This window comes from Streptomyces sp. NBC_01451, from assembly GCF_036227485.1.
Lineage (GTDB): Bacteria > Actinomycetota > Actinomycetes > Streptomycetales > Streptomycetaceae > Streptomyces.
Genome location: NZ_CP109479.1, coordinates 8826063 through 8851255 on the forward strand (window position 1 = coordinate 8826063; position 25193 = coordinate 8851255).

Sequence of the window (25193 nt, forward strand, 5' to 3'; positions counted from 1 at the left end):
TCACCTCCGGGACGTCTTTGTCCAGTCATCGGCCAGTCTGCACCCCACCACTGACAGTCACCTCTGGAAACGGAATCGCCGCAGGTCGGAGCGGTTGGCCGGCGAGATGTGACGGAGACCTCGGGTCGGCCGTGAGCAGCGGCGGGACATCGCGCGTATGGGAGGGCGGCAGGGCATGTCCGTGTGCGCGTGAGGAGGATGCCTTCGATGGCGGCATTCCGTGGTCCCAGGGTGTGGCTGTGGCGTTGGCGGCGGAATCCGCTGAAGCGCCGTGTGGATGCCGTGGAGGGCTGGGCCGTACTGGCCACCTGGGCACTCATCGTGCTCACCGGAGTCCTCGTCGGCCTGGTGTCGACCCACTCCGTCGAACAGGGGCTGGCGAGAGAGCGCGCCGAGTGGCGCGCCGTGACGGCACTGGTCGTCGAGGACGCGCCCGGCACCGTCGGCAGCGAGAAGGTGTGGGCCAAGGTCCGCTGGAGCGCGGCAGACGGCACCCGGCACACGGGTCAGGCCCGGGTCGACTCGGGCAGCACCGCCGGCAGCCCGGCGACGGTCTGGACGGACCCGCAGGGCCGCCTGGTGACGAAGCCCGCCACCGAGTCCGAGGCCCGCCTCAGGGCCGCGCTGGTCGGCGCCCTGGCGGGCGCGAGCGGTGCGACCGTGCCCTACGTCGGCTGGCGTCTCCTCCGCGGCCGTCTGGAGCGACGGCGGATGGAGGAGTGGGACGAGGCGTGGGAGCGGTTCGACCCGATGTGGGGACGCAACACGCGCTGACCCGTGTCCGAGGGAGGCGGGCAGCGGGCCCCGCAGGGGTACCACTGCTCCGTCGCCCTCATCGCGGCGAGTGCCGGGCGCCGAAAACAGCGGCATGGCGCGGCAGTCGGCGTGGGCGTCGGGCGGGTCCGGACGGCTGCCCGCGCGTCTGCGGCACGGGGAGGGTGTGGGCTGGGCGCGACCTGGCCCGGGCACGCGCGTGAGGCTCGCTTCGTCCGTTGAGGCGGGGTCGGCCGCTGGCTTCGCCACGACCGGTACCGTCCGTGGATTCCCCGTACCCGCCGGGGAGTTGAGCGCGCAGTTCTCGACAGCAGGACAGCGGCTGTACGAGGCGGGTGCAGGCCGCCTCGTACAGCCGCCGGAGGGGGGATGGACCAGCGGTACGTGATGTCGCTCGTCGCGTACTTGCAGTACGTGCCGTCTAAGCGGGCTTGAGCTGCGGTGGGATCTTCTTATGGGGCTGTGACCAGGGCCAATGCGTGTTTCGTCGTGTTTCCCGATGTTCCAGCTTCTTTCGCTGGAGACCCCCCTGAGAACTCCCTCGCCGGGCTCCCGCCCCCCTGAGAACCCCCTGGCATCACCCTCGCGGAGAGGGCTGTGAGCTGGAAAAACAGCAGCCCTTGCGCCATCTGACGACGCAGGGGGACTTGCGATGCGCCTGACCAAGTCCTGGCCCGCGACGCAGTCTGCCTACTGGACTGCCGACGCATGTGACGTCGTTTCTTTTGGTTGAAGCGGGTGCTGATGACCGGCCCAGATGGTGTCAGTGTGGTGTGAAAGTCTCCGGGCATGAGCTACGACCTGGCTGTCTGGGAAGGCGAGCGACCGGCGGATGACAAGATTGCCGGCAGGGTCTTCAACGTCCTGCACGACCGCTATCTCGACGGTGAGGCCGTGGAGCCTCCGTCTGAACGCATAGCTGCCTACGTTGCCGCGCTTCTGGAGCGGTGGTGCGACATCACCGAGGACGAGGAAGAGACCTCGCCCTGGTCGGTCGGGCCGCTGATCGAGAGTGCAAGCGGTCCACTCATGTACTTCGGGATGGGCTGGAACAGGGCCGAGGAAGCCTCGGCCTACGCGGCAGACTTGGCGGACTCAATGGGACTGGTCTGTTTCGATGTTCAGGAGAAGCGGCTCAGGCCTTGAGCAGGGTGGCCAATCGGCGATTACAGATGAGGGCTGCGGCTATGCCGACGAAGGCCAGGAAGTGTTCTGCCTTGCGTTCGTATCGGCGGCCGACCCAACTGGCTGGCTGATGCTCCATCGCCGCCTGGCCCGCGACTACGAGACTTTCCCTGCCCGCTCCGAAGCCATGATCCACCTCGCCATGACAGACCTCATGACCCTGCCCTTGCCGGAAACCTCATCCGGCCTGGTCGCGCAGCATGCTGGTACTCGTGAAGGAGGCCGCCGAGTCGGTCGGTTCGATGTATGTCGAGGCGGGCGATTTCGTCCGGATCGGTGATCGGTGATCGGTTCGGGGAGCGGGTGCAGCGGGCGGGCGTTCGCGATGCCCTGGTGCGGCCGATGCGCGTTGTAGAACTGCTCGAACTCCCGCAGTGCGTGGAGGAGATGCCGCTGGTTCCAGATGGGTGCGGTCCAGCAATTCACGGCGGCAGGTCTGCACCCATCTCTCCATCATGGAGTTCATGCGGGGGATCCGGATGCCGCACGACCCAGGAGGTGGTCGGGTGCGCGGTCACACCCAGGATCCGGATGCGCCGGTCGGTGTGCTCGATGAGCACGAACACGTACAGCCGCGCCCCGGACAGGGCGACGGTTTCGAAGAAGTCGCACGCGAGGAGCGCGTCCGCCTGGGAGCGCAGGAAGTCCGCCCAGTTCACCGTGCAGGCGCCGGTATCCCCAGGTCGGTTTCTCGCGGGCCAGGCGCAGGACCAGGGCGCGGATGGAGCGCACGGTGCGCGGTCGGCCCCCGCGGTTCGGCCGGGACCGGGCGGCGTGGCGGCAGGCGACCATGTCGCGGTGCCAACGCAGCACGGTATCGGGCCGCACCAGCAGCCGCATCCGACGCAACACCTCGGGCGGCAGACCCTGGAGCAGCGCTGCCAGGAACGCCCGGTCGCCTGCGTCGAACCGCACCCGCTGCCCGTTCAGCTGCCGGTCCAGCACCGCGATCTGATGGCGCAGAGCCAGGACCTCCACGTCCATGGCCCGATCGCTCATCGGCAGCAGCCGCAGTATCGCGAAGGCGCTCGCCATGCCCCGGTACACCAGTCGCAGCAGCATGGTCGGTCATCATGCCTGGGTGATCGCCAGTCGTGCCAGAGCGGTCGACGTCGGCGAAGCGGCCGACATCCCGCGAACCGTCGCACACTGGCTCCAAACAGCGCGGATGACGTTATCGGCAAGGGCAGGGTTTCGGAGCGGGGGCGCCGCCGATGGGACGGGAGGGCTGTCCCACCGGCGGCCGCTGATTCCGGGCCCAGCGTCAGAACGCGGGGATGGCGGAGGCGGCCCGGCTGTCCGCGTTGCGGGCCTTGTTGATGTTGTCGGTGAAGTTGGCGGTCAGCGGGAAGTTGGCATGGCCCCACTTGGAGCTCCACAGTGCGCTGCGGGCGGGGTCGTCCATCAGGTCCACTGTGAGCAGAGCCGGCGCGTCCCAGCCGCCGTCGCCCCATGCCTCCGGCCTCTCCCCCGACTTCGCGAAGCGGAAGGCATGGGTGAGGGTACCGTCCTTGTGGTAGACGATCTCGACGCGGTTGCCGTTCATCGGTACCTCGTTGATCGGGTGGGTGCTGTAGTCGCCGTGGCGTGAGGCTGCGAGGTAGCTGGGACGCTCGTCGCCCTGCTTCTGGAAGACGACGACGGACTCCCAGTCGTGGCGGTGCCCGAGGGCGTCCGTGCCCGGCCCCGTCTGGTCCTTCTCGAAGTAGAGCGCGTACACGTACGCGCACCAGCCGTTCTTGCACAGGGACCGTGAGTACGTGTTGGCGTTGCCGAGGTGGTTGGTTCTGCAGCCGCCCGTGACCGCCCCGCTGTTGTCGAGACCGCCGTTGAGCTTGCCGCTCGCGTCGACGGCCGCCGCGGGGAAGCAGCTGTCCGAGTCGTAGTCGAAGAGCGGCATGTACTTCTTCTGGAAGGTGTCGGCCTTCTCGTTCAGATGGGTCAGGACGGCGGCGTCGGCGCTGCCCGTAAGGCCGACGGCCAGGGCGGTGGCGCTGACCGCGACGAGTGTGGCCCTGGTGAGTCGGGCCTTGTTGCGGATCTTGGCTGCTGAGGACATGCGGTCGCTCTCCACTTGCTCGGTACGGCCCCGAGAGGCCAGGGATTCGGTGATGCGAGACCGACACTGGCAAGCGAAAAGTTGACCGGCACCTCCATTCATCAGGTCGGTCAATGCCTGGGGGTGCTTCATGGGGAGCGGCACCGATCCCGGTCGGAGCACGCGGCAACGCATCCAGGCCGGGCCTGTCGGCGGCTCGGGCACTCGACATCGGGCCGAGTGAGCCGAGCAGGACGGCACAGCGCTCGCCGGTCAATCAATTCGGGGCGTCGCCGACGGATTGTCCGGCGTCGGGGAGCCCGGCTGTCATCCCCGCCACATCTCACCCTTGAAGTGTTTACGTCACATCTGCGTCAAACGTATGTTGAACGCTTCGAACGTCGCATTTGTCTGTGCGTGGGCGCGGACGGAAGTGGGGGGCCTCGTGGGGCGTCCGGAAAGACCCGTGGACCCCGAGGCCGGTCCCGTGCAGCGCCTCGCCCATGAACTGCGCGAGCTGCGCAGGGCGGCCGGCAACCCCTCGTACCGGACGATGGCCGAGAAGGCGGGCTTCTCCGCGACGACACTGTCCGACGCGGCCCGTGGTCAGCGGCTGCCGTCGCTCGCCGTGGTCCAGGGGTATGTACGGGCGTGCGGGGGTGACCCGTGCGAGTGGGAGTTGCGCTGGAAGGACGCTGACGCGGAGGCCGCCGGGACAGTGCGCGACACGGCGGCCGACGCCGCGCCGCCGTATCGGGGGCTGGCCCGCTTCGAACCGGACGACCGCGCGCTGTTCTTCGGCCGCGACCGGCTCGTGGAGGAACTGCGGGAACTGGTGTGCGGGCACCGGTTCGCGGTGCTGTTCGGGGCGTCGGGGAGCGGGAAGTCGTCACTGCTGCGGGCCGGGCTGATCCCCCGCCTGCGGGAGGAGATCGCGGCCCGGGGATGCCCGGCGGTGCTGCGTGTGCTCACCCCCGGGGACCGGCCCGCCACCCGGTACGGCGAACTGCTGGCCCCGGCCGCGGGGGAGCCGGAGAGCTGGGTGGTGGTGGACCAGTTCGAGGAGGTCTTCACCCTGTGCCGGGACAAGGCGGAACGGGAGCGGTTCATCGAACTCCTGCTCGCCGCCCGGGACCCAGACAGCCGGCTGAACGTGCTCATCGCGGTGCGGGCGGACTTCTACACCCGGTGCGCCGAGCACCGGGAACTCGCGGACGCACTGCGCGGCGCCGGGCTGCTGGTCGGACCCATGACGGCGGACGAACTGCGCGAGGCGGTCGTCGGACCGGCACAGACCGTCGGCCTGCTGGTGGAACGGGAACTGACCGCGCGGATCGTGGACGAGGTCCTCGACCGGCCCGGCGCGCTGCCGATGCTGTCGCACGCCCTGCTGGAGACCTGGAAGCGGCGCCGCAGCCGACTGCTGACCCTGAGCGCCTACGAGGCCGCGGGCGGGGTCGGCGGAGCCATCGCGGCGACCGCCGAGGAGGTGCACGGGCAGCTCTCCCCAGCCCAGGCACACACCGTCCGCCGACTGCTCCTGGGCCTGATCGAGCCGGGCCAGGGCACCGCCGACACCCGACGACCGCTCACCCGGGCCGAACTGGCCGACTGGGCCGACCCGGAGATACCGGTCGTGGTGGAACGGCTGGCCCGCAACCGACTGCTCACCGTCGACGAAGAGGGCGTACAGCTCGCGCACGAGGCGCTGATCACCACCTGGCCGAGGCTGTGCGGCTGGATCGAGACGGACCGCGAGCGGATGCGCCATCGCCGGCGGCTGGCGGAGGCGGCGCGCGCCTGGCTGGAGCACGACCGGGACCCCGGCACGCTGTACCGGGGAGCCCGGCTGGCGCGGGCGGAGGAGCTGTTCGCGGCCGACGGGAATTGCGGGAGCAACGGCGGGGGCGTCGAGCTGACCGCGTCGGAGCGGGAGTTCCTCGTCGCCTCGCTCGACGCCCGGGAGGCGGAACGCCGGGCCGTCTCCCGTACCGCCCGCAGGGCCCGTGTCCTCGTGTCCGCGTTCTCCGCGGTCCTGGTGGTGTCGCTGGTCGCCGGCCTGGCAGCCTGGCAGCAGCACGGGGAGAACGAGCGTCGGCGCACCGACACGGCCGCGCGCAGGGTCGCCGAGGTCGCCGACGCGATGCGGTCGACCGACCCGAACACCGCGATGCTGCTCGGCGTCGCCGCCTGGCGGATCTCACCGCTGCCCGAGGCCCGCCGGGCACTGCTCGGCTCCCTCACCCAGGTGGAACACGGGTACTTCGCCGACCCCACGTCGGGAGACGGCACCACGCGATACCTCGCCGGCTCCGGCCGTACGCTGCTCAGCGCCGAGGGCCGTACCGCACGGACCTGGGACGTGGTCACGGGCCACCGCACCTCCTCCCGGCGACTCCCCGGCGAGGTGGTCGCGGCCGATCCCCACGCCCGGGTCCTCGCGGTCGCCAGGGACGACGGCATCCGCCTGTGGGACACGGCCACCGGCCGCTGGACCGGCGATCCGCGCCCCCTCCCCCTGGACTCGCTCATCGACTTCGCCGCGGGCGGTTACCTCGTGAGCGGCATCGACGACGACCGGGTGCGCCTGCGGTCCGTCAAGGACGGCCGCGTGCTGTTCCAGAGCAGCTCGGCAGGTCTGCTGGCCCCGGTCGTCAGCGCCGACGGCCGCCTGGTCGCCCTCTGCCCCGCGAACCGGGCCCCGCAGATCTGGGACGTCGCGCGCCACCGCACCCTGCCCGGCCCGTGGGAACAGGCCCAGGGTCTGTGCGACGGCGACGAACAGAAGACCCTGGTGCTCGGCACCGACGGCACCCGGTTCGCCGTCCTCTCGGAGTCCGGCGGAACCGTCTGGGACACTGCATCCGCCCGAGAGGTCGCCAAGCTCTACAAACCGGGCGCGGAACGAGCCTCCTTCAGCGAGGACGGCACCTTCCTCGCGACCGCCGACGGCACGGATGTCCGGGTGTGGCGAATGTCGGACCCGACCACCCCGGTGTTCCGGCACCCACTCAACAACCAGCACCTGTACGACCTCGCCTGGGACCCCGCCGGACCGAACACCCTGCGCTACCTCGAAGGCGGCGTCGTCCACTGCCTGGACCTGGGGCCGGCGGTCACGCCCGGCTGGCGCGAGCACCCCCTGGCAGCTGTGAGCATGAGCCCCGACGCCCACACGTACGCCACCGCCGAACGCATCGGCGACCGCTACCGTTTCGAACTGCGCGCCCCCTCCGACGGCCGGCTCCTGCGCGCCCTCCCCTCCCTGCCCCTGCCCGTCTCCACAGACCCGGCCGAGCCGGTGATCCCGGAAGACACGCGGGCCCTCCTCGCCTTCAGCCCTGACGGCAAGGCGCTCTCGTACGGTGTCTCGGCCGACGGGAGGAACACGACCCCGCAGCGCTTCACGGTCTGGGACCTGACCCACGGCCGCCTCCGAGCCACCCTCGACCTGGCCACCCCGAAGGCCACCACCCCGAAGTCCACCACTCCGAAGTCCACCGCCGCGGTGGTCGGCCTCGCACTTGGCCCCCGCGGCGACACCCTGTACGCGGCCCGGCGCCCGGTCCTCGGCAAGACGGACGACGAGGCGTGGGACACCAGGACCGGCCGCAGATCGAGAGTCCTCACCGGCCTCAGCGACACGGAGTTCGCGGTGCGCCCCGAAGGAGGGCTCCTCGCGGGGGACAACCGCACCGCCTGGCTCCCCTCAGGGAAAGTCGTCGAGGACGGCCTCGTCCAGGGGGAGGAGATCAGCGCGCTCGCGTTCGCGCCGGACGGCTCGCGTCTTGTGGCCGGCGACCGGACCGGCCGGGTTGCCCTGTGGGACGGGGAGCCCCGCCACCGCACGGGCGTCCTGCGCAACGTCTTCCCCACCTCGACCGACGAGGAACCGGAAGCGGTCGCCGCGCTGGCCGTCAGCCCCGACGGCGCCACCCTGGCCGTCGGGGGCGGCGCCGGCACACTCCAGCTCTGGGACATCGCCACCCAACAGCCCCTGGGCGGCCCGCTGACCACACCGGGCGAGGAGATCGACACCCTCGCGTTCAGCGCTGACAGCGGCACCCTGTACGCGGGGAGCGCGCACGCCCCGCTCCAGCGGTACGCGGTGGATCCCGGGCGGGCGGTCACCCGGGTGTGCGCGCGGGCGGAGTCGCGGGCGAATTTCTCGCGGGAACAGTGGAGCACATATGTGCCCGAGGTCGCCTACCGGAGACTGTGCGGCTAGGAGACCGTCGCGTTCGTACAGGGCGCGACGGTTTCGCGTAGGCGTCCAGCACATGTCGTACGGGGTGGCGATGGGCTCTGTCCGTGAGCCGGCAAGGGGCCGACAGGCAACAGCGGTTCATAACAGCATGGTTGGCCGTTGGCGCAGCCCCCGTATGCGCCTTCGCCTTCGCAGCTCTCTCCCAGCGCTGCGGAGGTCGAGCCCAGGGCGCAGGTCAGGCCGATGGTCGGACGCGGATCTGCTGTGGGTCCTCGACGGGGGCCGTGGTTGTCCCCTCGCCGTCGAGGGCGTTGACGACGCGGCGGGCCAGGCCCCGATGTCAGAGCCGGCGCTTCTTGCGGAAGACCAGGTAGACGACGGTGACAATGGCGGCGGCGTCGAGCACCTTCGGGGAGCCGCGCCTACCAGGCTTGCATCTGACGTTAGCGTGAGGTTCTAGCGTGGATGTTGTCGGCGCTTTCCGGCTAAGCATTGCTACGTGAAGGACACCTCCCCATGGACATCGCGAACTCCGTTGCGCTCGTGACCGGGGCGGGCCGCGGTCTCGGCCGTCACTTCGCCTCCCAGCTGCTCGAGCGGGGAGCGTCCAAGGTGTATGCCACCGCACGCAACCCCGAGAGCGTTGATCTGCCCGGAGCGGAGGTGCTGCGGCTCGACATCACCGACCCGGACTCCGTTGCCACCCTGGCGGAAGCCGCTCCGGACGTGACGCTGCTCGTCAACAACGCCGGCATCATCACCGTCAACAGCCTGGTCAACGGTGATCTGGACCAGATCGCACTGGAGATGGACACCGCCTACTACGGCCCGCTGCGGATGATCCGCGCCTTCGCCCCGATCCTGAAGACGGGTGGCGGCGGGGCGATCGTCAACGTCCTGTCGGTCGGGTCCTGGACCCCGTCCGAGCATTGGGGCGCCTACAGTGCGGCCAAGGCCGCCGCCTGGAGCCTCACCAACAGCGTCCGCCTCGAACTCTCGGCACAGAACACCCTGGTCACCGGTCTGTATCTGGGCCCCACCGACACCGACATGGCGAAGGGGCAGCCGTTCGAGAAGAATGATCCGGCCGACGTGGTCAGGGCCGCGCTCGACGGGGTCGAGGCGAAACAGTCCGAGGTCCTCGCCGACCCGATGTCCGTGCAGGCCAAGGCGGACCTGGCCCTGGACCCCGCCGTGGTCTACCCGTCGGCCGCAGCCGCCTCCTGACCAGCAGGATCACTCACCACCGGGCGCGCCCCCTCCCCCCAGCGAAAGAGCGAAAGAAGGCCTCTTGTGAGCACCCCCACCCCCGCGTCCAAGCCCAAGGCGCTGATCATCATCCCGTCGGCCGCTGTCCTGCCGCTCACCGAGCCGGCGGGCCACCCCGGTGTCTCCACCGGGTTCTACCTGGTCGAGCTGGCGCAGATCCTCAAGGAATTCAGCGACGAGTACGAGTTCACCTTCGCCACCCCCGGCGGGCTCGTCCCGCAGTTGGAGATCAACGGCCTGGGCCTGTCGATGCACGCTGCGGAAAAGTTCGGCTCCGCGACGGTCTCGGCCACCGCGGCACAGGCGTTCCGCTTCGACGTCGACACCTTCCGCACCAAACGGCCCGAACTCGTCGCCCGCCGGGACAGCGAACTCGCCCTCGCCCGCCGCTACCTGGGCCGCCTGCCGGTCTCCGAGTCGCTGCCGGGCAGCGACAAGGAGGTCGTGGTGCTGCGTGACGACTTGATCAAGGCGATGCAGGATCTGCCCGAGCACAGCTTCCCGTCCGTCGATCAGCTCGTGCGCAGACACCATGACGCCGAGGACTCCTTCGACCTGGGCGCGTTCGACTTCGTGCACATGCCCGGCGGCCACGCTCCCATGGTCGACTTCGTCGACAACCCCTGGATCGGTGAACTCCTGCACACCCTGCGGGAGAACGGTGTGTTGATCTCGTTGATCTGCCACGCCCCCGTCGCCATGGCCTCGGCCAAGTACCGGGTAGGTGCTGACGGCGCCGTCGTCACCGACCTCGACCATGCCTTCAGGGGCGTGCGCGTGACCACGGTCGCCAAGTCCGCCGAACTGTTCGTCCTCAGCAACGGCTACCTCAAGATCCCCGGCAAGAAGGTGCGAATGGGTTACTTCATCGACGAAGCCCTCAGGGACGCCGGCTACAAGGTGGAGACGACCACCAACCCGACCGCCGTCAAGGTCATCTGGGAGGAGGGCGTCCGCCTGCTCACCAGCAACGGCCCCCAGTCGATCGACGAACACGCCGCACGACTGCGTACGCTCCTGCGCCGACACTGATCTGCCGACCACAACCCGCCGCTCGGCCTTCCTCGGAAGGAAGGTGTCCGCGTACTCCCTGAAGTGGCCCTGGCAGGTCCTTGCTGCCCGTCTTGCGCCGGTCGACCGGTGACGGGCCGGTGTCGGCTCCCCTTAGTTTCGCGCGAATGTGGGAGCCGTCCACACGCGCGCGGGACCAATAGAGTTCGCCGGCCGCGTTCAACTGGGCCAGCAGGATGCGGTGCAGTTGCTCGAAGACACCGGCCCGCTGCCATCCCTCCAGGCGCCGCCAGCAGGTCTGTCCGGAGCCGAACCTCAGCTCCGGCGGCGGGAGTTGCCAGGCTATGTCGTTGTGGACGACGAACAGGATGCCCTGCAGGCACAGCCGGTCCGCCACCGACCTCGGGCCCGGCGACTTCTCGGGCCAGAGCGGGAGCAGCGGCGCGATCAGCGCCCACAAGTCGTCGTCCACGATCCACGGCCGAGTACTCACACCGACCCGAACGGCCGAATCGTCACAACGGTCACGCCCGACCTGGGCACTTCAACAAGATCGTGTTACGAGCTCGTAGGTGAGTTCCCGGGTCTCCAGCTGATCCAGGCCTCCAAAGCACTACCTGTTGCCCAGGCAGCCATTGCTCCGCGGTTCAATCCCTGGACAGTTGCCACCACATCCGGGATGGCGTCATCGCCGAACTGGAGAACCTTCTGGGCGCGCTCCATGTGACCCGCGCGGTCCTGCCGTACTTGAAGGACGGAGCGGCGATCGTCAACCAGTCGTCCACGGCCGCATACCAGGCGACCGGCTTCTACGGGCTCGCCAAGGTCGGCATCAACCACCTCACCATTTCGCTCGCCGCCGAGTTGGGCGGGCGCGGCATCCGCGTCAACGCCATCGCGCCGGGGCCGACCGACACCGAGGCAACGCGAAGTATCGTCCCCGAGGCCATGGTGCGGCAGTTGGCCCTCAAGCGCATGGGCACCGTTGCCGACCATGCGAGCACTCTTCTGTTCCTGCTTTCCGACGACGCGAGCTGGGTCACCGGCCAGATCATCGCCGTGGACGGCGGACAGGTGGTGCGGCTGTGAACGCTCTTGTCGTCAAGTCCCAACTCGTCGACGGCAAACTGCTCGGCGCCGGGTCGACCTTCGAATCACGCAACCCCGCCACCGGCGAGCTGATCGGCCACGTGCCCGACGCCACGAAAGCCGACGCCGAGACCGCGATTGCCGCCGCCCGCCGCGCTTTCGACACCACCGATTGGTCCACGGACAGGGAAGTGCGGGTGCGCTGTCTCCGCCAGTTGCACCGAGCCCTCGACGAGCACCGCGAGGACCTTCGTGCGTTGACCGTAGCCGAGGTCGGCGCACCCCTCCAGCTCACCTACGGTGCGCAGCTCGACGAGCCGATCGGCCTCGTGAAGTTCTACGCGGATCTCCTGGAGACGTACGAGTTCAGCGAGGACCTCGGTGAGGTCGAGTCCTACGGCCGGATGCACCACCGCTGGGTGGAGAAGGAGGCGGCGGGTGTCGTCGCCGCGATCCTGCCGTACAACTTCCCCAACCAGCTTGCCCTTGCCAAGCTCGCCCCCGCGCTCGCCGCCGGCTGCACCGTCGTGTTGAAGGGCGCCCCGCAGGACCCCCTCGTCACCCTGGCATTGGGTGAACTCATCGCGGAGCACACGGACATCCCGCCCGGGGTGGTGAACATCCTCAGTTCCTCGCGAGTCGAGACCGGGGAGATACTCACCACCCACCCGGACGTCGACGTGGTCACCTTCACCGGCAGTACCGTCACAGGCCGCCGGATCATGGCCGCCGCCGCTGACACCGTGAAGCGGGTCTTCCTCGAACTCGGCGGCAAGTCCGCCATGGTCGTCTTCGAGGACGCGGACTTCGCGGCGTCCGCCATGGTCGCCGCGCTCACCGTCTGCTCACACTCCGGACAGGGCTGCGCGATCACCTCCCGTCTTCTCGTCCCGCGCGCCCACCACGACGAGATCGTGGCACTCGTCGCCACCGAACTGGACCGCGTCAAGGTCGGCGACCCTACGGACCCCGCGACAGCCATGGGTCCGCTCATCAGTGAAGAGCAGCGCGGCAAGGTGGACGGCATGGTCCGGCGGGCCGTCGAGGCAGGGGCGACGCTCGTGAGGGGCGGCCGGCGCATCGGCCCCGGGTTCTTCTACGAGCCGACCCTCCTTACGAACGTCGATCCGGACAGTGAGATCGCCCAGGAGGAGGTCTTGGGGCCGGTCCTCGCGGTGATCCCCTTCGACGACGAGGACGATGCCGTTCGCATCGCCAACAACTCCAGGTACGGCCTGTCCGGGTCCGTGCACACCGCCGACGAGGGGCGGGCCCTGCGCGTCGCCCGCCGGATCCGCACCGGGACTTTCTCGATCAACGGAGGCAGCTACTACGGGCCCGACGTGCCCTTCGGCGGCTACAAGCAGTCCGGCGTCGGCCGGGAGAGCGGCCGCGCGGGCTTCGAGGAGTTCCTGGAGGGGAAGTCCCTGGCGCAGGTCGTCTCGCCGGACGGGCGGCTGTGAGGCCGCTGGAGAGCACACGCATGGCGGAGGCCACTATGTAGCCCGTCTCGCCCCGGTCCGCGGGAGCGCTGTGCCCGAGGACCGGGGCGAGACGGGCTACATCGCCAACGCGGGCACTCCGTCACCGGCGGGCTTTTGACTGCGTCGCCTGCCGGGGCCTCGATCGTCAAGCGCGCGATTCGCCCCGACTGACCGAGCCGGAGGAGCACCTCACCTTTTGGTGTCCGGAGCGGCGGTGTGGTGCGCGACGAGGAGTGGCCAGGTCAGTTCGGCCATCTCGGTCGGTGTGCGGGGGCTGTCGCGTTGGAGCCAGTCGGTGGCCACGCCGAGGAGTGCGCCGGCGGTGAACGCGGCGGGTACGTCGTGGGGGATGGCGGTCGGAGTAACGCTTTCCGGCGGTGCGCCGGCGTTCAGGCGCATGGCGACGTGGACGGAGGCGGAGATGCGGCTGCGGATGTGGTCGATGACGCGGGCGCTGCCCTGCGGCCCCAGGAGGCTGCGGTAGAGGCCGGCGTGCTCGGCGAGGTTCTCGAAGAACGCGACGAGTGACCGGGCGGGGTCTGCGTCCGGGTCCGCCGGCGCGGGGTCGAGGGCCGGGAGCGACTCGATCAGGGTGTCGATCGTCGAGGTGCAGGCGGCCTCGGCCAGTTCGTGCACGTCCCGGTAGTGGTCGTAGAAGGTCGTGCGGTTCACGCCGGCCTGTTCGGCCACGTCCGCGACGCTGATCTGCCCCAGGTCCTGTTCCTCGACGAGCTTGATCAGTGCTCCCTGCAAGGCCGCGTGAGTGCGCCGTACGCGCCGGTCACCTGCCGGTGCGTTCTGTCGGGTCGTGGTCATGGCCCATACATTACCTAACCGACGCATGTTGGTTTACCGACGTATGTCGGCTAACGTGGCTCTCGGAAGTGGCCCTTCCGGTCGAGAAAGGAATCCCCCATGAAGATCACCGTGGACGAACCCAAGTGCGTGGCCGCCGGGCAGTGCGTCCTGATCGCGCCCGACGTCTTCGACCAGCGGGAGGAGGACGGCATCGTCGTGCTGCTGGCCGAGGATCCCGGGGCGGACCAGCACCAGGCGGTGCGTGAGTCGGCCCTGGCCTGTCCCGCCTCCGCGATCCACGTGGCGGAGCAGTGAACGGAATAGCGCTGGTGGGCGCGTCGGCGGGCGGACTGGCCACGGCGGAGGCGCTGCGCAGGGCGGGGCACCGGGGCGGGATCACGCTCGTCGGTGATGAGCCGTACCTGCCGTACGACCGGCCGCCGCTGTCCAAGCAGTTCCTGAAGGGGGAGTGGGGGCTGGACCGGCTGGCCCTGCGCGCGCGGGCGGACATCGACGCACTGGACCTGGACCTGCGGCTGGGGGTGAGGGCGACCGGGCTGGATGTGGCCGCGCGGGCGATCTCGCTGTCGGACGGCACGCGATTGTCGTACGCGGCACTGGTTGTGGCGACCGGTGTGCGCGCCCGTCAGCTGCCCGGCACCGAGGGTGTGGCCGGGGTGCACACGCTGCGCACGCGGGCCGACGCGGTGGCGTTGAAGTCCCGGTTGCGTGCGGGGCGGCGGCTGGTGATCGTCGGCGCCGGGTTCCTCGGTGCCGAAGTGGCCGCCGTCGCACGCGGGCTGGGCGTGGAGGTGACCCTGCTGGAAACCGATCCGGTTCCGATGGCGCAGGCCGTCGGTGAGCAGGCGGGGCGGATTCTGTCGCAGCTGCATGGCGAGTACGGCGTCCGGCTGCTCACGGGAGCCACGGTGGCCGAGGTACTCAGCGCCGACGGTGAGGCCGTCGGTGTCGAGCTGGCCGACGGGCGGGTGTTCCCGGCTGACGACGTGCTGGTCGCCATAGGCTCGGTGCCCAACACCGAATGGCTGGCCGGCAGCGGGCTCACGCTCGGCAGCGGGCTCGTGTGCGACCAGTACAGCGCTGCCGCGCCCGGGGTGTACGGGGTGGGGGACGTGGCCTCCTGGCACAACCCGCTGTTCGGCACAGTGATGCGCGTCGAGCACCGAACCAACGCGGGCGAGCAGGCCCTCGCCGTCGCCAACAACCTGCTCAACCCGGACGCGCCACGGCCGTTCGCCCCCGTGCCGTACTTCTGGTCCGACCAGTACGACACCAGGATCCAGGCGTACGGATATCTCCGAGACCACGACGAAACCCTCGCCCTGGACAGCGATGCAACGGGTCGTCGGTTACTCGTGGCCTACCGCAGGGGAGAGCGGCTCACCGGTGTCCTCGCCGTCGGCAAGTCGCCCAAGGCCCTGCGGGCCTATCGGACGCTCATCGCCTCAGGCGCCACCTGGGACACGGCCGCCACCGCCATGGCCGCTGCCTCACCGACCTCGTAGGCCGCCGTCACGTGCGGCGATGACACCCCCCTTTTCCCTTTCAAGCCTTCCAGGGAGCAATCCATGAGTACGACGACCAATATGACCGACCTGGTCGACCACGCCGAGCTGCCTCCGTTCCCCGGCGTGCGGTCAGCGCGCTGCCCGTTCGATCCGCCGGCCGACTACGCGGACTGGCGTGAGGGCGAGGGGCTGCGGAGGGCACTGTGGCGCGGCCGACCGATGTGGGTGGTTAGCCGGTTCGCCGACATCCGGGAGGCCCTGAGCGATCCCCGGATCAGCGCGGACGACCGTGCGCCCGGCTTTCCCGTACCGGCCGTTGCCGGGTCCGAGGTGGCCCAGTCCTTCGTGCGGATGGACGACCCGGAGCACATCCGGTTACGTCGGATGCTCACCGGAGAGTTCATGGTCAAGCGGATGGAGCGGCTGCGACCGTTGATCCAGGAGCAGGTCGATCACTTCCTGGACCAGATGATCAGTCAGGGGGCGCCGGCGGACCTGGTGAACGCCTACGCCTTCCCGATCCCGTCCATGGTCATCTCCCTGATGCTCGGGGTGCCCTACGAGGACCACGCGCACTTCCAGGAGCACAGCGCCACCATCGTCAGGTCCGACGCGACGGAAGAGGAGAAGCAGGCTGCCACTATGGAGCTGGCCGGCTACATGTACGAGCTGGCGGCCCGCAAGGAGCGCGAGCCGGCGGACGACCTCATCAGCCGGCAGCTCCAGCGGGTCGCCGCCGGGGAGATCAGCCGCGACACCGTGGTCGTCAATGGTATGGCCCTGCTGGTCGCCGGGCATGAGACGACGGCCAACATGATCGCCCTCGGCACCCTGGCCCTGCTGGACAAGCCCGACCAGCTTGCCCGGATCCGCGACACCGACGACCCCGCCGTCCTGGCGAACGCGGTCGAGGAACTGTTGCGGTACCTGACCATCGTCCAGGACGGGATCTTCCGCGTAGCCACCGAGGACGTCACCATCGGCGGGCAGCTCGTCCGGGCCGGCGAGGCCCTGCTCATGAATCTGCCCGCCGGCAACCGTGACGCGTCCTTCTCCGCGGCCCCCGACACCTTCGACCCGGACCGCAACACCCGCGGCCACCTCGCCTTCGGCTACGGCACCCACCAGTGCCTCGGCCAGCCCCTGGCCCGGGTGGAACTGCAGATCGCACTACCCGCACTGCTGCGCCGACTGCCGAACCTCCGGCTGGCGGTACCACTGGACCAGATCGCCTTCCGGAACAACACCATCACCTACGGCCCCCACGTGCTGCCGGTCGCCTGGTGACCACCACGGCAGCCGGCAGGCCGACGGGCTGACCGGCGAGGACGGGTACGCCCACGCGCGTCTGCACGACGAACTGCCGACGGCGTGCGCGCCCCGCCGCACCACAGGGCCGCAGACAGGCAACAACCCGTCACAAGGAAGAGAGGCTTCCCATGGCCACGATGAAGTCCGTCCGGACCGGAGAGCAGAACAAGATCGAGGTGGTGGATGCCCAGCGCCCTGTGCCCGGTGCCAAGGACGTCCTGTTGAGGATCCGTGCCTGCGGCATCTGCGGTACGGACGCCACGTTCGCCCGCGAGGGCGGGGTCCGTCTGGGCCCCGGCGGGTCGGTCGTCCCGCTGGTGCTCGGCCACGAGCCGGCCGGCGAAGTGGTCGAGGTGGGCGCCGAGGTCGCGGACCTCAAGGTCGGTGACCGGGTGGTCGTCAACCCGCAGGGCGCCACCTCCGACATTTTCAACATCATCGGCTGCGGCGGACCGCACGGCGGCATGAGCGAGTACCTGCTCATTGAGGACGCCGTCCTGGGCGAAAGTGTCGCCGTCTTCCCCGACAGCGTTCCGTTCGACGTCGCCGCGCTGAACGAACCCATGGCCGTGGCCCGCCACTGCGTCAACAAGTCCGAGGCCAAGCCCACCGACAAGGTCGTCGTGTTCGGCGCCGGACCCATCGGCCTGGGCGTCACGATCTGGCTGAAGCTGCGTGGCGTCGAGCACGTGGTCGTCGCGGACGTCATACCCGGACGTCTGGAGACGGCGCTGGCCGTCGGCGCTGACGCGGTCATCGACTCCGCGACCGAGGACGTCACCGCCCGGCTGACTGAACTGCACGGCGAGGGCGCCGACGGCCTCGGCCGGCCCCGCCCGGACACCGACCTGTACATCGATGCCGCAGGTGCGCCCGCCGTCTTCCGGACCACCGTCGACTCCGCCAAGCAGGGCACGAGGCTGACCATGGTCGCTGTGCAGAAGAAGGCCGAGATCGACCTCGGCCTCATGCTTCCCAGCGAGCTGACCATCGTCTCCTCCCAGGGCTACCCCACGGAGATCTTCGAGGTCACTGCCGAACTCGCCGAGCACCAGGAGCGGTTCGCCAAGCTCATCAGCCACCGCATCCCCTTCACCGAGGTCGATAAGGCGTTCGACCTCGCCCTCACCCCTGGAGCAGCGGAGAAGGTCGTCGTCACCTTCGACGAGTAGGAGCCATCGACACCCCACTGGACAGTCCGGTCGACCGCGAACCGCGCGAGAAATCGTCTGTTGAGCGTGCCTTCAAGCCACCCCACCCAAGAACCGGTCACTCCACACCAGCCGGGAAGCAGGAGCCATGCCATGAGGGGACTCACGGGACGGCGCATCGGCGTCGCCACAAGTGCCGGCGGGACAGGCGCGGGCACCGCTGCGGGCGCCACGGTCGTGATCGGCGACATCTACGAGGACGCCCCTACGGCGTCGGCGACGAGGTCTCGGTGAACGTGCTGTGGGCCCGGCAAGGCCGGACCCGCACCGCTACCCGAACCCCTGAGCTCGGCGCCGGCTGATCCCACCCGAAAGAGGGCATTGAGATGAACACAAGAGTAGAGAACCGTTTCGACGGCAAGGCGGCGATCGTCACCGGCGGAGTCTCGGGTATCGGTGCCGCGATCACCGAACGCCTCCTGGCCGAGGGCGCGTTCGTTGTCGCGGTGGACATCGACGCAGACGCTGTCGCGTCGTTCACGAAGCAGCACGACTCGACCCGTCTGCAGACGCGTGTGCTTGATGTATCGGACGCCGACGCCACACGGACAGTGATCGAGGAGGCCGTCGCCGAGCACGGCCGGCTCGATCTCGTCGTTCCCAACGCCGGTATCGCCGCTCCCGGCAGCGCTGCCGGCGTCACCCTCGAAGGGTGGACGGCGGTGCTGAACGTCGACCTCAACGGGGTGTTCCACACCATTCGCTACGCCCTGCCGCACCTGGCGGCGACTCGAGGCTCCGTCGTCAGCACCGCATCCATCTCCGGACTCGGTGGCGACTACAACCTCGCCGCCTACAACGCGGCCAAGGGCGCCGTCATCAACCTCACCCGCAGTGTCGCCGTCGACTTCGGCAAACAGGGCGTGCGCGTCAACGCCATCGCCCCGGGGCCCGTCCTCACCCAGGGCCTGCGGCAGTGGCTGGACGCCCGTACCGATGTCCGCGACCTCTACGAAGACCACATCCCGCTGGGACGCGCCGCCGAACCGTCCGAGATCGCGTCGGTGGTCGCGTTCCTCGCCTCCGACGACGCCTCGTACATCACCGGCGTCACCCTCGCCGTCGACGGCGGACTCACCGCCTGGACCGGCCAACCCCACGTCATGGGCTGAAAGGGCATCAGAGCCACTCTCCCCAACTCGTCGAGCACCAGGAGCGGCAGAAAAGGCCGTCGTCACCTTCGACGAGTAAGACCCGTCGACAACTCACCAGTTGGTCCAGACGACCGTGCACCGCGCACCGCGCGAGGAGCCGACGGCCGGGCGGGCAGTCACACCACACCACGCGAGAACACAAGAAACAGGAGCAATGCCATGAGGGGACTCACCGGACAGCGCATCGTCATCGCCGGTGGCGGTAACGGGATAGGCGCGGGCACCGCCGAGCGCCTCGCCGCCGAGGGTGCCATGGTCGTGATCGGCGACATCAACGAGGACGCGGCGCAGGCCACCGCCAAGCGCATCACCGGCGCAGGCGGAAACGCCCTGGCCGTCGAGTTCGACCTCGCCGACGAGCGGTCGGTACGCGCCCTGTTCGACACCGCCGTCGACCACCTCGGCGGAGTCGACGGGCTCTACAACGTCGGCGCCGACGCCTCGGCGGACGTACTGGGCCGTGACGGCGACCTGCTGGACATGGACCCGGCCGTATGGCGGCGCACCCTCGAGGTGAACCTGATCGGCTTCGCGCTTACCTGCCGCGCGGCCCTCCCGCTGCTGCTCGAACAGGGCCGCGGAGCGATCGTCAACACCTCCTCGCTGTCCGCGCACGTGGGCGACCACCAGCGCGCGGCGTACCAGACCAGCAAGGCCGGCATCAACGCGCTCACCCGGCATGTCGCCTCCCGCTGGGGCAGGGAGGGCATCCGCTGCAACTGTGTGTCGCCCGGGGTGGTGATGACCGAGTCCGCGGAGAAGATGGCCCTGACCCCGGAAGCTCTGGAATTCGCGCGGATGACCATCCCCAGCCCCCGGTTCGGCAGGCCCGGCGACCTGGCCGGAGTGGTGGCGTTCCTGCTCTCCGACGACGCGGAGTGGATCAACGGCCAGGTCTGGTCGATCAACGGCGGCGCAATGCTGCGCGAATGATGACCCGCCACGCACGACTCCGCCCCGGCACACCGCGCTCCGCCGCAAAGGAGGACTGGGAACGGATCCGGTAGGCCCATCTGCGTTGCGGTAGGCCAGACAGCGGGGCAGTGGGTGCCGCCCGGCCTCACGCCCGACCTGCCGCACCGGTTGGAAACCCGGGAGCGGGTTGTTGCCACGTCGTGGCGGCTGTTGGTCACCAGGATCGGCGAGGTGCCGTCGCCCCGGAGCCGGTGTGGCCCATTGCACCAGCTCGGTCCGTGCCAGGGACTCACCGAGCCGGTCGAGGCGCTCCCGCAGTGGCTGGAGGCAGAAGCGCAGGAGACCGAAACTCAGGACTTGCTGTGTGCCTTTTCCAGGGCCGTACGAATTTCCTGGACGCCGGCCGGCTTTCCCGGGTCCTGAGGCCAGGGCAGTCGGGGGTCCGCCAGGTAGGGGAGGACCCAGGCGGGGTTGCCGTCCTGGACGCGCCAGCTCTCCGCCGTGGCGCCGGCGTCGACGGTGTCATAGCCGAGCCGGTCGAGCAGAGCGGTGACGGACTTCTTGGCCGCGTCGTCGTCGCCGGTGATCGGAAGGGCGCTGCGGTCGGGGGACCCGGTGGGACGGGCGAGAGTGATGAGGTGCTCGAAGTAGATGGTGCTGAAGGTCTTGATCGCGCGTGCTTCCGGCACGTACCGCTGGAACAGCTCTCCCGCGGTCAGGCCGTCCGCCGGCAGACCGGCGATGGCGCCGTCCCGCGATCGGTAGTAGTTGTTCGCGTCGATGACGATCTTCCCGGCGAGGGCGTCGGCGGGCAGGTGGGGCACGGCGCTGAAGGGGACGGCGACGACCGTCCAGTCGCCGGCCGCGGCGGCCTCCGCCGGAGTGGCGGCGCGTGCCCGGGGGCCGAGGCGGGCGGTGAGATCTCTCAGGGTTTCGGGGCCGCGCGAGTTGCTGACCACGACGTCGATCCCCGCGTTGACGGCAAGGCGCGCGACCGCGCCGCCGAGCATGCCGCTGCCGATGATGCCGAGCGTGTCGTTCATTGCTTTCCTTCTTGTGGGTGGGGGGCTGTGTCTTTTGGGTCCAGCCGGAGCCCGCGGACCGAGGGGAGAACAGTCCGCGGGCGTATTGGGGGGATGGGGTGCTCAGGGGTGTGGGTCGCGCGGGACTGTCAGCGAACGGCTTCGACCTGCTTGGCCAGGGCCTTGCCGTAGCTCACGTAGCGTTCCTCCGTCTGGGACCGGCCGTCGCCTTCCACGAACTGCGCGGCGGCCGGTCCGGTGATCTCCTCGGATTCCGTGAGGCGCGTTCCGCCGTCATACGGCTCGAGGACGTAGGAATGCACTGCGTTGACAACGTCCGGGATGCCGGCTTGCCAGACGAACCGCCGCGGCGCCTCGTAGTGGACGACCGTGAAGGCGCGTTCCCCGTCGGCCTCGGACCCGTTCGTCACCTGGGCCCGCAACGCGGTTCCGGGCAGGATTTCAGCCGGGGCATCGATGTAGCTCAGCCCGGGGTGCCACTGCGCGTATGCGGCGAGGTCGGTCAGTACGCTCCACACCTCCTCCGGGGAACCTGCGATGTCGGTGACCGCGGTGATGACTGAGCTGTTCTCCATATTTCTCATATCTCCTTATGGTTTTCGAGGATGATCTTGCCCCGGGCGTGGCCGCCGGCCAGCAGCCGCTGGGCCTCTGCGGCCTGGTCGAGGGGGAAGGTCCGGCCGACGTGGACGGTGAGTTTGCCTTCCTCGGCGAGTTCCACCAGCCGGTTCAGGTCGTCGCCGTCGAGGTGGACGAAGACGTCGATGGTGCCTGGGTACTCGGCGGCGGACAGGGTGATGGAAGCGACCCGCGCCCCGAGGGCGGCGATCGCGTGCGTCGTGGCCAGGGAGCCGCGTCCCGCGGTGTCGAGTATCGCGTCGACTCCGTCCGGGGCGATCTTGCGCACCTGTTCGACGAGCTCGTCGCCGTAGCGTACGGGCGTCGCGCCGAGGGAGTCGATGAACGCCTGGCTGGCCTCGGAGCCCGTCCCGATCACGCGTGCGCCCCGCGCTGCGGCGATCTGGACGGCGAGGTGTCCCACCCCGCCCGCCGCCCCGTGGACCAGCACGGTGTCGCCGGCGGTCACCTCGAGGCTGTGCACGATCGCCTGGTAGGCGGTGAGTCCGGCGAGCGGAAGTCCGGCGGCCTGGGCCCAGCTCAGGTTCCTGGGCTTGCGTGCGAGCTGGCGCGGTTCGGCCGAGATCTTCTCCGCGTAGGTGCCGTAGTGCATGGCCTTGTCGCGGACGAAGCCGATCACCTCGTCGCCCGGCCGGAATCCCGTCGTCGCGACGCCGGCCTGCTCGATGACCCCCGCCAGATCCCACCCGGGGGTCACGGGGAAGAGGGAGTCCACGAGGGGATCCGGGGCTCCGCTCTGGAATCCCAGATCCGCAGGGTTGAGTGCGGCGGCCTCGATCCTCACCAGGACGAGATCGGAGAACATCTTCGGATCCGGAACATCGACCACTTCAAGGACCTCGGGTCCGCCGAAATTCTGGTACTGAACGGCTTTCACAGCTCTGCCTTTCCTGTTGCGTGCGGGTCGGCACGGCACAAGCACCTCATCCGGCCGGGGCCCGGGGCGCACAACCAAGCTGACCAGGACGGCTATGGCGGAGCAATGACTGTCTGGGCATCAGGTAATACCCTGGGAGCATGAATCACCTGGAGACCCGGGAACTCACCTACTTCGTGGCCGTGGCCGAGACGCTGCACTTCAGCCAGGCCGCGGAGCAGTTGGGCATCACACAGCCGCCCCTGTCCCGGGCCATCGCCCACCTGGAGCGGCGCGTGGGTGTCCCGCTGCTGGAACGCACCACGCGGAAGGTGACGCTGACCGCCGCCGGCGAGGTCTTTGTGGCCGAGTGCCGCACGATCCTGGCGGCGATGGACACAGCCGTACGCAAGGCGCGCAAGGCCGCCGGGCAGCGGGTCACCATCGCGGCTCGCCCCGGCTCCGGCCCTGGGGTTCTGCCCGCCCTCCTCGCCGCCGCCGACGGTGCGGACGGCGTGCTCCCTGAGGTCGTGTTCACCTACGACGAGATGGGCGCCCTTCGAGACGGCACCGCCGACATCGCCCTCATGTGCCAGACGGTTGCCGCCCCCGGCCTCGAACTGATGGAGCTCGGCCCGGAAGAGCCGGTCGTCCTGCTCCCGGCGGGCCACCCCCTGGCTGAGCGCCCGTTTTTGACCCTCTCCGAGGTGGAGGCGCTGCCGGGCTACGAGGCGGAACTGCCGAACGAGGCACTGGACGTCATGGTCGACCGCGTCGCACTGGGACAACTCGTGATCGTTGTCGGCGACAGCGCCCGCGGCCGCCTCGGTGAATCCGTACGCGCCGTGCCCGTCCACGGATACCCGCCCACCCAACTCGTGCTGGCCTGGCTGCCGGACGCCCGCCCCGCCGCTACCCGCCTCGTCACGACAGCCCACGCCATGTTGGTGGGACGCCCACCGGGTCAGCCGGCGCCGGGAAGCACGGGCCTCAGCGTAAACCGGCCGTACGCGGAAGACGGCCGGCAAGCTGCACAGCTGTCGGCAGTGCCAGCGGGAGGTGAGGCGATTTCTGGGGGTCGGCCCGCCGCGTGAGCGGCCCGGCGGGCTGAGGTTCGGCCGCTTCCACGATCCGGGCTCAGCGGTCTGTTCATGTGCCGAGGGCCGCTGCGGTGACCCCATCATGCTGATACGCGCCAAGTCGGTCGCGACCGGGTCCTGCGTGACTCGTCGGTGGCCTGTCCTCAGGAAGCACCCCGGTTCCGTACCCGGTGGGCCGTGCACCACATCCGCACCAGCCACCGCGCGTCAGGCGTCAGGTGGGCCAACGGCCACGGCGTGACTGTAGCGGCGGGCGGCGGATGGCCTCGTCAACTCGGGCCCGGTGCCGCCGGTCACCCACTGTCCGCCCACCCGCTCGACCGTACGGAATCCGCCGTGGACCAACAACGTCTGTCTGCTCGCGGCGGGTCTCACACCGGAAAAGACTTGCACCTGACACTAGCGTGAGGTTCTAGCGTGGTCGCTGTTGCTGCCCTCCCCAGGCACGCCTGACGGCACATTCCTACGCGAAGGTTTTCCCCCCATGCAGATCGCCAATTCCGTCGCCCTCGTCACCGGCGCGAGCCGAGGCCTTGGCCGTCACTTCGCCACCCAACTGCTGGAGCAGGGTGCGGCGAAGGTGTACGCGACCGCACGTAACCCCGAGAGCGTCGACCTGCCCGGAGCGCAGGTGCTCGCGCTCGACATCACCGACCCGACCTCCGTGGCGGCTGCGGCGGCAACCGCCACGGACGTGACGATGCTGGTGAACAACGCCGGCATCAACACCATGCACGCGCTGGTCAACGGGGACCTGGACCAGATCGAACTGGAGATGAACACCCACTACTACGGTCCCTTGCGCACGATCCGGGCCTTCGCTCCGATCCTGAAGGCAGGTGGCGGCGGGGCGATCGTCAACGTCCTGTCGGCGGCGTCCTGGATCCCTTCCGAGCACTGGGGTGCCTACCACGCGGCCAAGGCCGCTGCCTGGAGCCTGACCAACAGCGTCCGCCTCGAACTCTCCGGACAGAACACACTGGTTACCGGCGTGTATCTGGGGCCGACCGACACCGACCTGGCCCGGGGACTGTCGTTCCCGTTCGAACTGAACGACCCTGCCGACGTCGTCAAGGCCGCGCTCGACGGAGTTGAGGCAGGGCAGTCCGAAGTCCTGGCCGACGCGCTCTCCGCTCAGATCAAAGCGAACCTCGCCCTCGACCCCGCCACGATCTACACACCGACCACGGCCTGACCACCAACTGGCGCATCCCCGGGGTACGACTCCACCAGCCGACGCCCGCCCCCTGCCCACAGATCCCGGCCACCGCGGCACAGGCGTTCCGCTTTGGTGTTGACACCTTCCGTGCCAAGCGGCCGGAACTCGTCGCCCGCCGGGACAGTGAACTTGCCCGCTCCCGCCGCTACCTGGGCCGCCTGCCCGTGTCCGAGGCGCTGCCGAACAGTGACAAGGAGGTCGTGGTGCTGCGTGACGATCTGATCAAGTCGATGCAGGACCTGCCGGAGCCCACCTACCCGTCCATCGAGCAGCTCGCGCACAGGCACTGCAACCCCGAGGACGCCTTCGACCTGCGCGCCTTCGACTCCGGCGCGCGACAACGCTGACATTTGCCGTTACG

The 25193-nt window shown here is 69.5% G+C and carries 24 protein-coding genes and 1 pseudogene; 18 read left to right on the forward strand and 7 right to left on the reverse strand.

Annotated elements, in window-relative coordinates; genetic code table 11:
* Window positions 1–207 precede the first annotated feature (207 nt).
* The 3 genes and pseudogenes from OG595_RS38855 to OG595_RS38865 form a co-directional block, all read left to right on the forward strand.
* On the forward strand, window positions 208–774 hold the full coding sequence (locus OG595_RS38855; RefSeq protein WP_329280522.1) for an Rv1733c family protein: 567 nt from the start codon (window positions 208–210) through the stop codon (window positions 772–774).
* Window positions 775–1563: 789 nt separating this feature from the next.
* Window positions 1564–1920 (forward strand): hypothetical protein, encoded by a 357-nt coding sequence (locus OG595_RS38860; protein ID WP_329280523.1) that lies wholly within the window; start codon window positions 1564–1566, stop codon window positions 1918–1920.
* A 100-nt stretch (window positions 1921–2020) separates the two neighbouring features.
* Window positions 2021–2239, forward strand: a pseudogene (locus OG595_RS38865) (hypothetical protein); the annotation flags it as partial.
* Between the two features lie 142 nt (window positions 2240–2381).
* On the opposite strand, the gene OG595_RS45500 reads toward OG595_RS38865, so the two are convergent.
* Window positions 2382–2618, reverse strand: a complete 237-nt coding sequence (locus OG595_RS45500; RefSeq protein WP_443073288.1) for a hypothetical protein — start codon at window positions 2616–2618, stop codon at window positions 2382–2384.
* Between the two features lie 605 nt (window positions 2619–3223).
* A complete protein-coding gene (locus tag OG595_RS38875; RefSeq protein WP_329280524.1) occupies window positions 3224–4018 on the reverse strand; it encodes an NPP1 family protein in 795 nt (264 codons plus the stop codon).
* Between the two features lie 445 nt (window positions 4019–4463).
* On the opposite strand from OG595_RS38875, the gene OG595_RS38880 reads away from it, so the two are divergent.
* From OG595_RS38880 to OG595_RS38890, 3 genes are all read left to right on the forward strand, one after another.
* Window positions 4464–8225 (forward strand): nSTAND1 domain-containing NTPase, encoded by a 3762-nt coding sequence (locus OG595_RS38880; RefSeq protein ID WP_443073289.1) that lies wholly within the window; start codon window positions 4464–4466, stop codon window positions 8223–8225.
* Window positions 8226–8720: 495 nt separating this feature from the next.
* Entirely contained in the window at window positions 8721–9431 is a 711-nt protein-coding gene (locus OG595_RS38885; protein WP_329280528.1) for an SDR family oxidoreductase, read from the forward strand.
* Between the two features lie 66 nt (window positions 9432–9497).
* Entirely contained in the window at window positions 9498–10505 is a 1008-nt protein-coding gene (locus tag OG595_RS38890; RefSeq protein ID WP_329280530.1) for a DJ-1/PfpI family protein, read from the forward strand.
* On the opposite strand, the gene OG595_RS45505 is transcribed toward OG595_RS38890, so the two are convergent.
* Window positions 10435–10977, reverse strand: a complete 543-nt coding sequence (locus OG595_RS45505) for a transposase (protein ID WP_443073290.1) — start codon at window positions 10975–10977, stop codon at window positions 10435–10437. The genes OG595_RS38890 and OG595_RS45505 overlap by 71 nt on opposite strands.
* Window positions 10978–11192: 215 nt before the next feature.
* On the opposite strand from OG595_RS45505, the gene OG595_RS38895 reads away from it, so the two are divergent.
* On the forward strand, window positions 11193–11573 hold the full coding sequence (locus OG595_RS38895) for an SDR family oxidoreductase (RefSeq protein WP_329283525.1): 381 nt from the start codon (window positions 11193–11195) through the stop codon (window positions 11571–11573).
* Window positions 11570–13036 carry an aldehyde dehydrogenase family protein gene (locus tag OG595_RS38900; RefSeq protein WP_329280532.1) on the forward strand — a complete coding sequence of 489 codons (1467 nt, stop codon included), beginning with the start codon at window positions 11570–11572 and terminating at the stop codon, window positions 13034–13036. Before OG595_RS38895 ends, OG595_RS38900 begins: the two co-directional genes overlap by 4 nt.
* A 210-nt stretch (window positions 13037–13246) precedes the next feature.
* Here the strand turns inward: OG595_RS38900 and OG595_RS38905 are convergent, their stop codons facing one another.
* Entirely contained in the window at window positions 13247–13873 is a 627-nt protein-coding gene (locus OG595_RS38905) for a TetR/AcrR family transcriptional regulator (RefSeq protein ID WP_329280534.1), read from the reverse strand.
* Window positions 13874–13972: 99 nt separating this feature from the next.
* Here OG595_RS38905 and OG595_RS38910 point away from each other — a divergent pair, with 99 nt between their 5' ends.
* The 7 genes from OG595_RS38910 to OG595_RS38940 all read left to right on the forward strand — a co-directional run bounded on the left by OG595_RS38910 (window position 13973) and on the right by OG595_RS38940 (window position 19993).
* Window positions 13973–14170: a ferredoxin gene (locus OG595_RS38910; protein ID WP_329280536.1), complete on the forward strand. Its 198-nt coding sequence runs from the start codon at window positions 13973–13975 to the stop codon at window positions 14168–14170.
* Entirely contained in the window at window positions 14167–15381 is a 1215-nt protein-coding gene (locus OG595_RS38915; protein ID WP_329280538.1) for an NAD(P)/FAD-dependent oxidoreductase, read from the forward strand. The genes OG595_RS38910 and OG595_RS38915 overlap by 4 nt, the downstream gene beginning before the upstream one ends.
* A gap of 63 nt (window positions 15382–15444) precedes the next feature.
* Entirely contained in the window at window positions 15445–16671 is a 1227-nt protein-coding gene (locus OG595_RS38920; protein ID WP_329280540.1) for a cytochrome P450, read from the forward strand.
* Between the two features lie 152 nt (window positions 16672–16823).
* Complete coding sequence (locus tag OG595_RS38925) at window positions 16824–17867, forward strand: zinc-dependent alcohol dehydrogenase (RefSeq protein WP_329280541.1); 1044 nt, start codon at window positions 16824–16826, stop codon at window positions 17865–17867.
* Window positions 17868–17999: 132 nt separating this feature from the next.
* A complete protein-coding gene (locus OG595_RS38930; protein WP_329280543.1) occupies window positions 18000–18140 on the forward strand; it encodes a hypothetical protein in 141 nt (46 codons plus the stop codon).
* 92 nt (window positions 18141–18232) lie between these two features.
* Window positions 18233–19018, forward strand: a complete 786-nt coding sequence (locus tag OG595_RS38935) for an SDR family NAD(P)-dependent oxidoreductase (RefSeq protein WP_329280545.1) — start codon at window positions 18233–18235, stop codon at window positions 19016–19018.
* A 201-nt stretch (window positions 19019–19219) separates the two neighbouring features.
* Entirely contained in the window at window positions 19220–19993 is a 774-nt protein-coding gene (locus OG595_RS38940; protein WP_329280547.1) for an SDR family NAD(P)-dependent oxidoreductase, read from the forward strand.
* Window positions 19994–20325: 332 nt separating this feature from the next.
* Here the strand turns inward: OG595_RS38940 and OG595_RS38945 are convergent, their stop codons facing one another.
* The 3 genes from OG595_RS38945 to OG595_RS38955 all read right to left on the reverse strand — a co-directional run bounded on the left by OG595_RS38945 (window position 20326) and on the right by OG595_RS38955 (window position 22534).
* A complete protein-coding gene (locus OG595_RS38945) occupies window positions 20326–21018 on the reverse strand; it encodes an NADPH-dependent F420 reductase (RefSeq protein WP_329280549.1) in 693 nt (230 codons plus the stop codon).
* 128 nt (window positions 21019–21146) lie between these two features.
* Entirely contained in the window at window positions 21147–21593 is a 447-nt protein-coding gene (locus OG595_RS38950) for an SRPBCC domain-containing protein (RefSeq protein WP_329280550.1), read from the reverse strand.
* Between the two features lie 5 nt (window positions 21594–21598).
* The gene (locus tag OG595_RS38955; RefSeq protein ID WP_329280552.1) at window positions 21599–22534 is read right to left on the reverse strand and encodes an NADP-dependent oxidoreductase; all 936 of its coding nucleotides are present in this window, start codon (window positions 22532–22534) and stop codon (window positions 21599–21601) included.
* 140 nt (window positions 22535–22674) lie between these two features.
* Between OG595_RS38955 and OG595_RS38960 the strand changes: the two genes are divergently transcribed.
* The 3 genes from OG595_RS38960 to OG595_RS38970 all read left to right on the forward strand — a co-directional run bounded on the left by OG595_RS38960 (window position 22675) and on the right by OG595_RS38970 (window position 25179).
* Window positions 22675–23607 (forward strand): LysR family transcriptional regulator, encoded by a 933-nt coding sequence (locus OG595_RS38960; RefSeq protein ID WP_329280554.1) that lies wholly within the window; start codon window positions 22675–22677, stop codon window positions 23605–23607.
* 490 nt (window positions 23608–24097) lie between these two features.
* Window positions 24098–24808, forward strand: a complete 711-nt coding sequence (locus OG595_RS38965; RefSeq protein WP_329280556.1) for an SDR family oxidoreductase — start codon at window positions 24098–24100, stop codon at window positions 24806–24808.
* A gap of 227 nt (window positions 24809–25035) precedes the next feature.
* The gene (locus tag OG595_RS38970; RefSeq protein ID WP_329280558.1) at window positions 25036–25179 is read left to right on the forward strand and encodes a hypothetical protein; all 144 of its coding nucleotides are present in this window, start codon (window positions 25036–25038) and stop codon (window positions 25177–25179) included.
* Window positions 25180–25193: the final 14 nt, after the last annotated feature.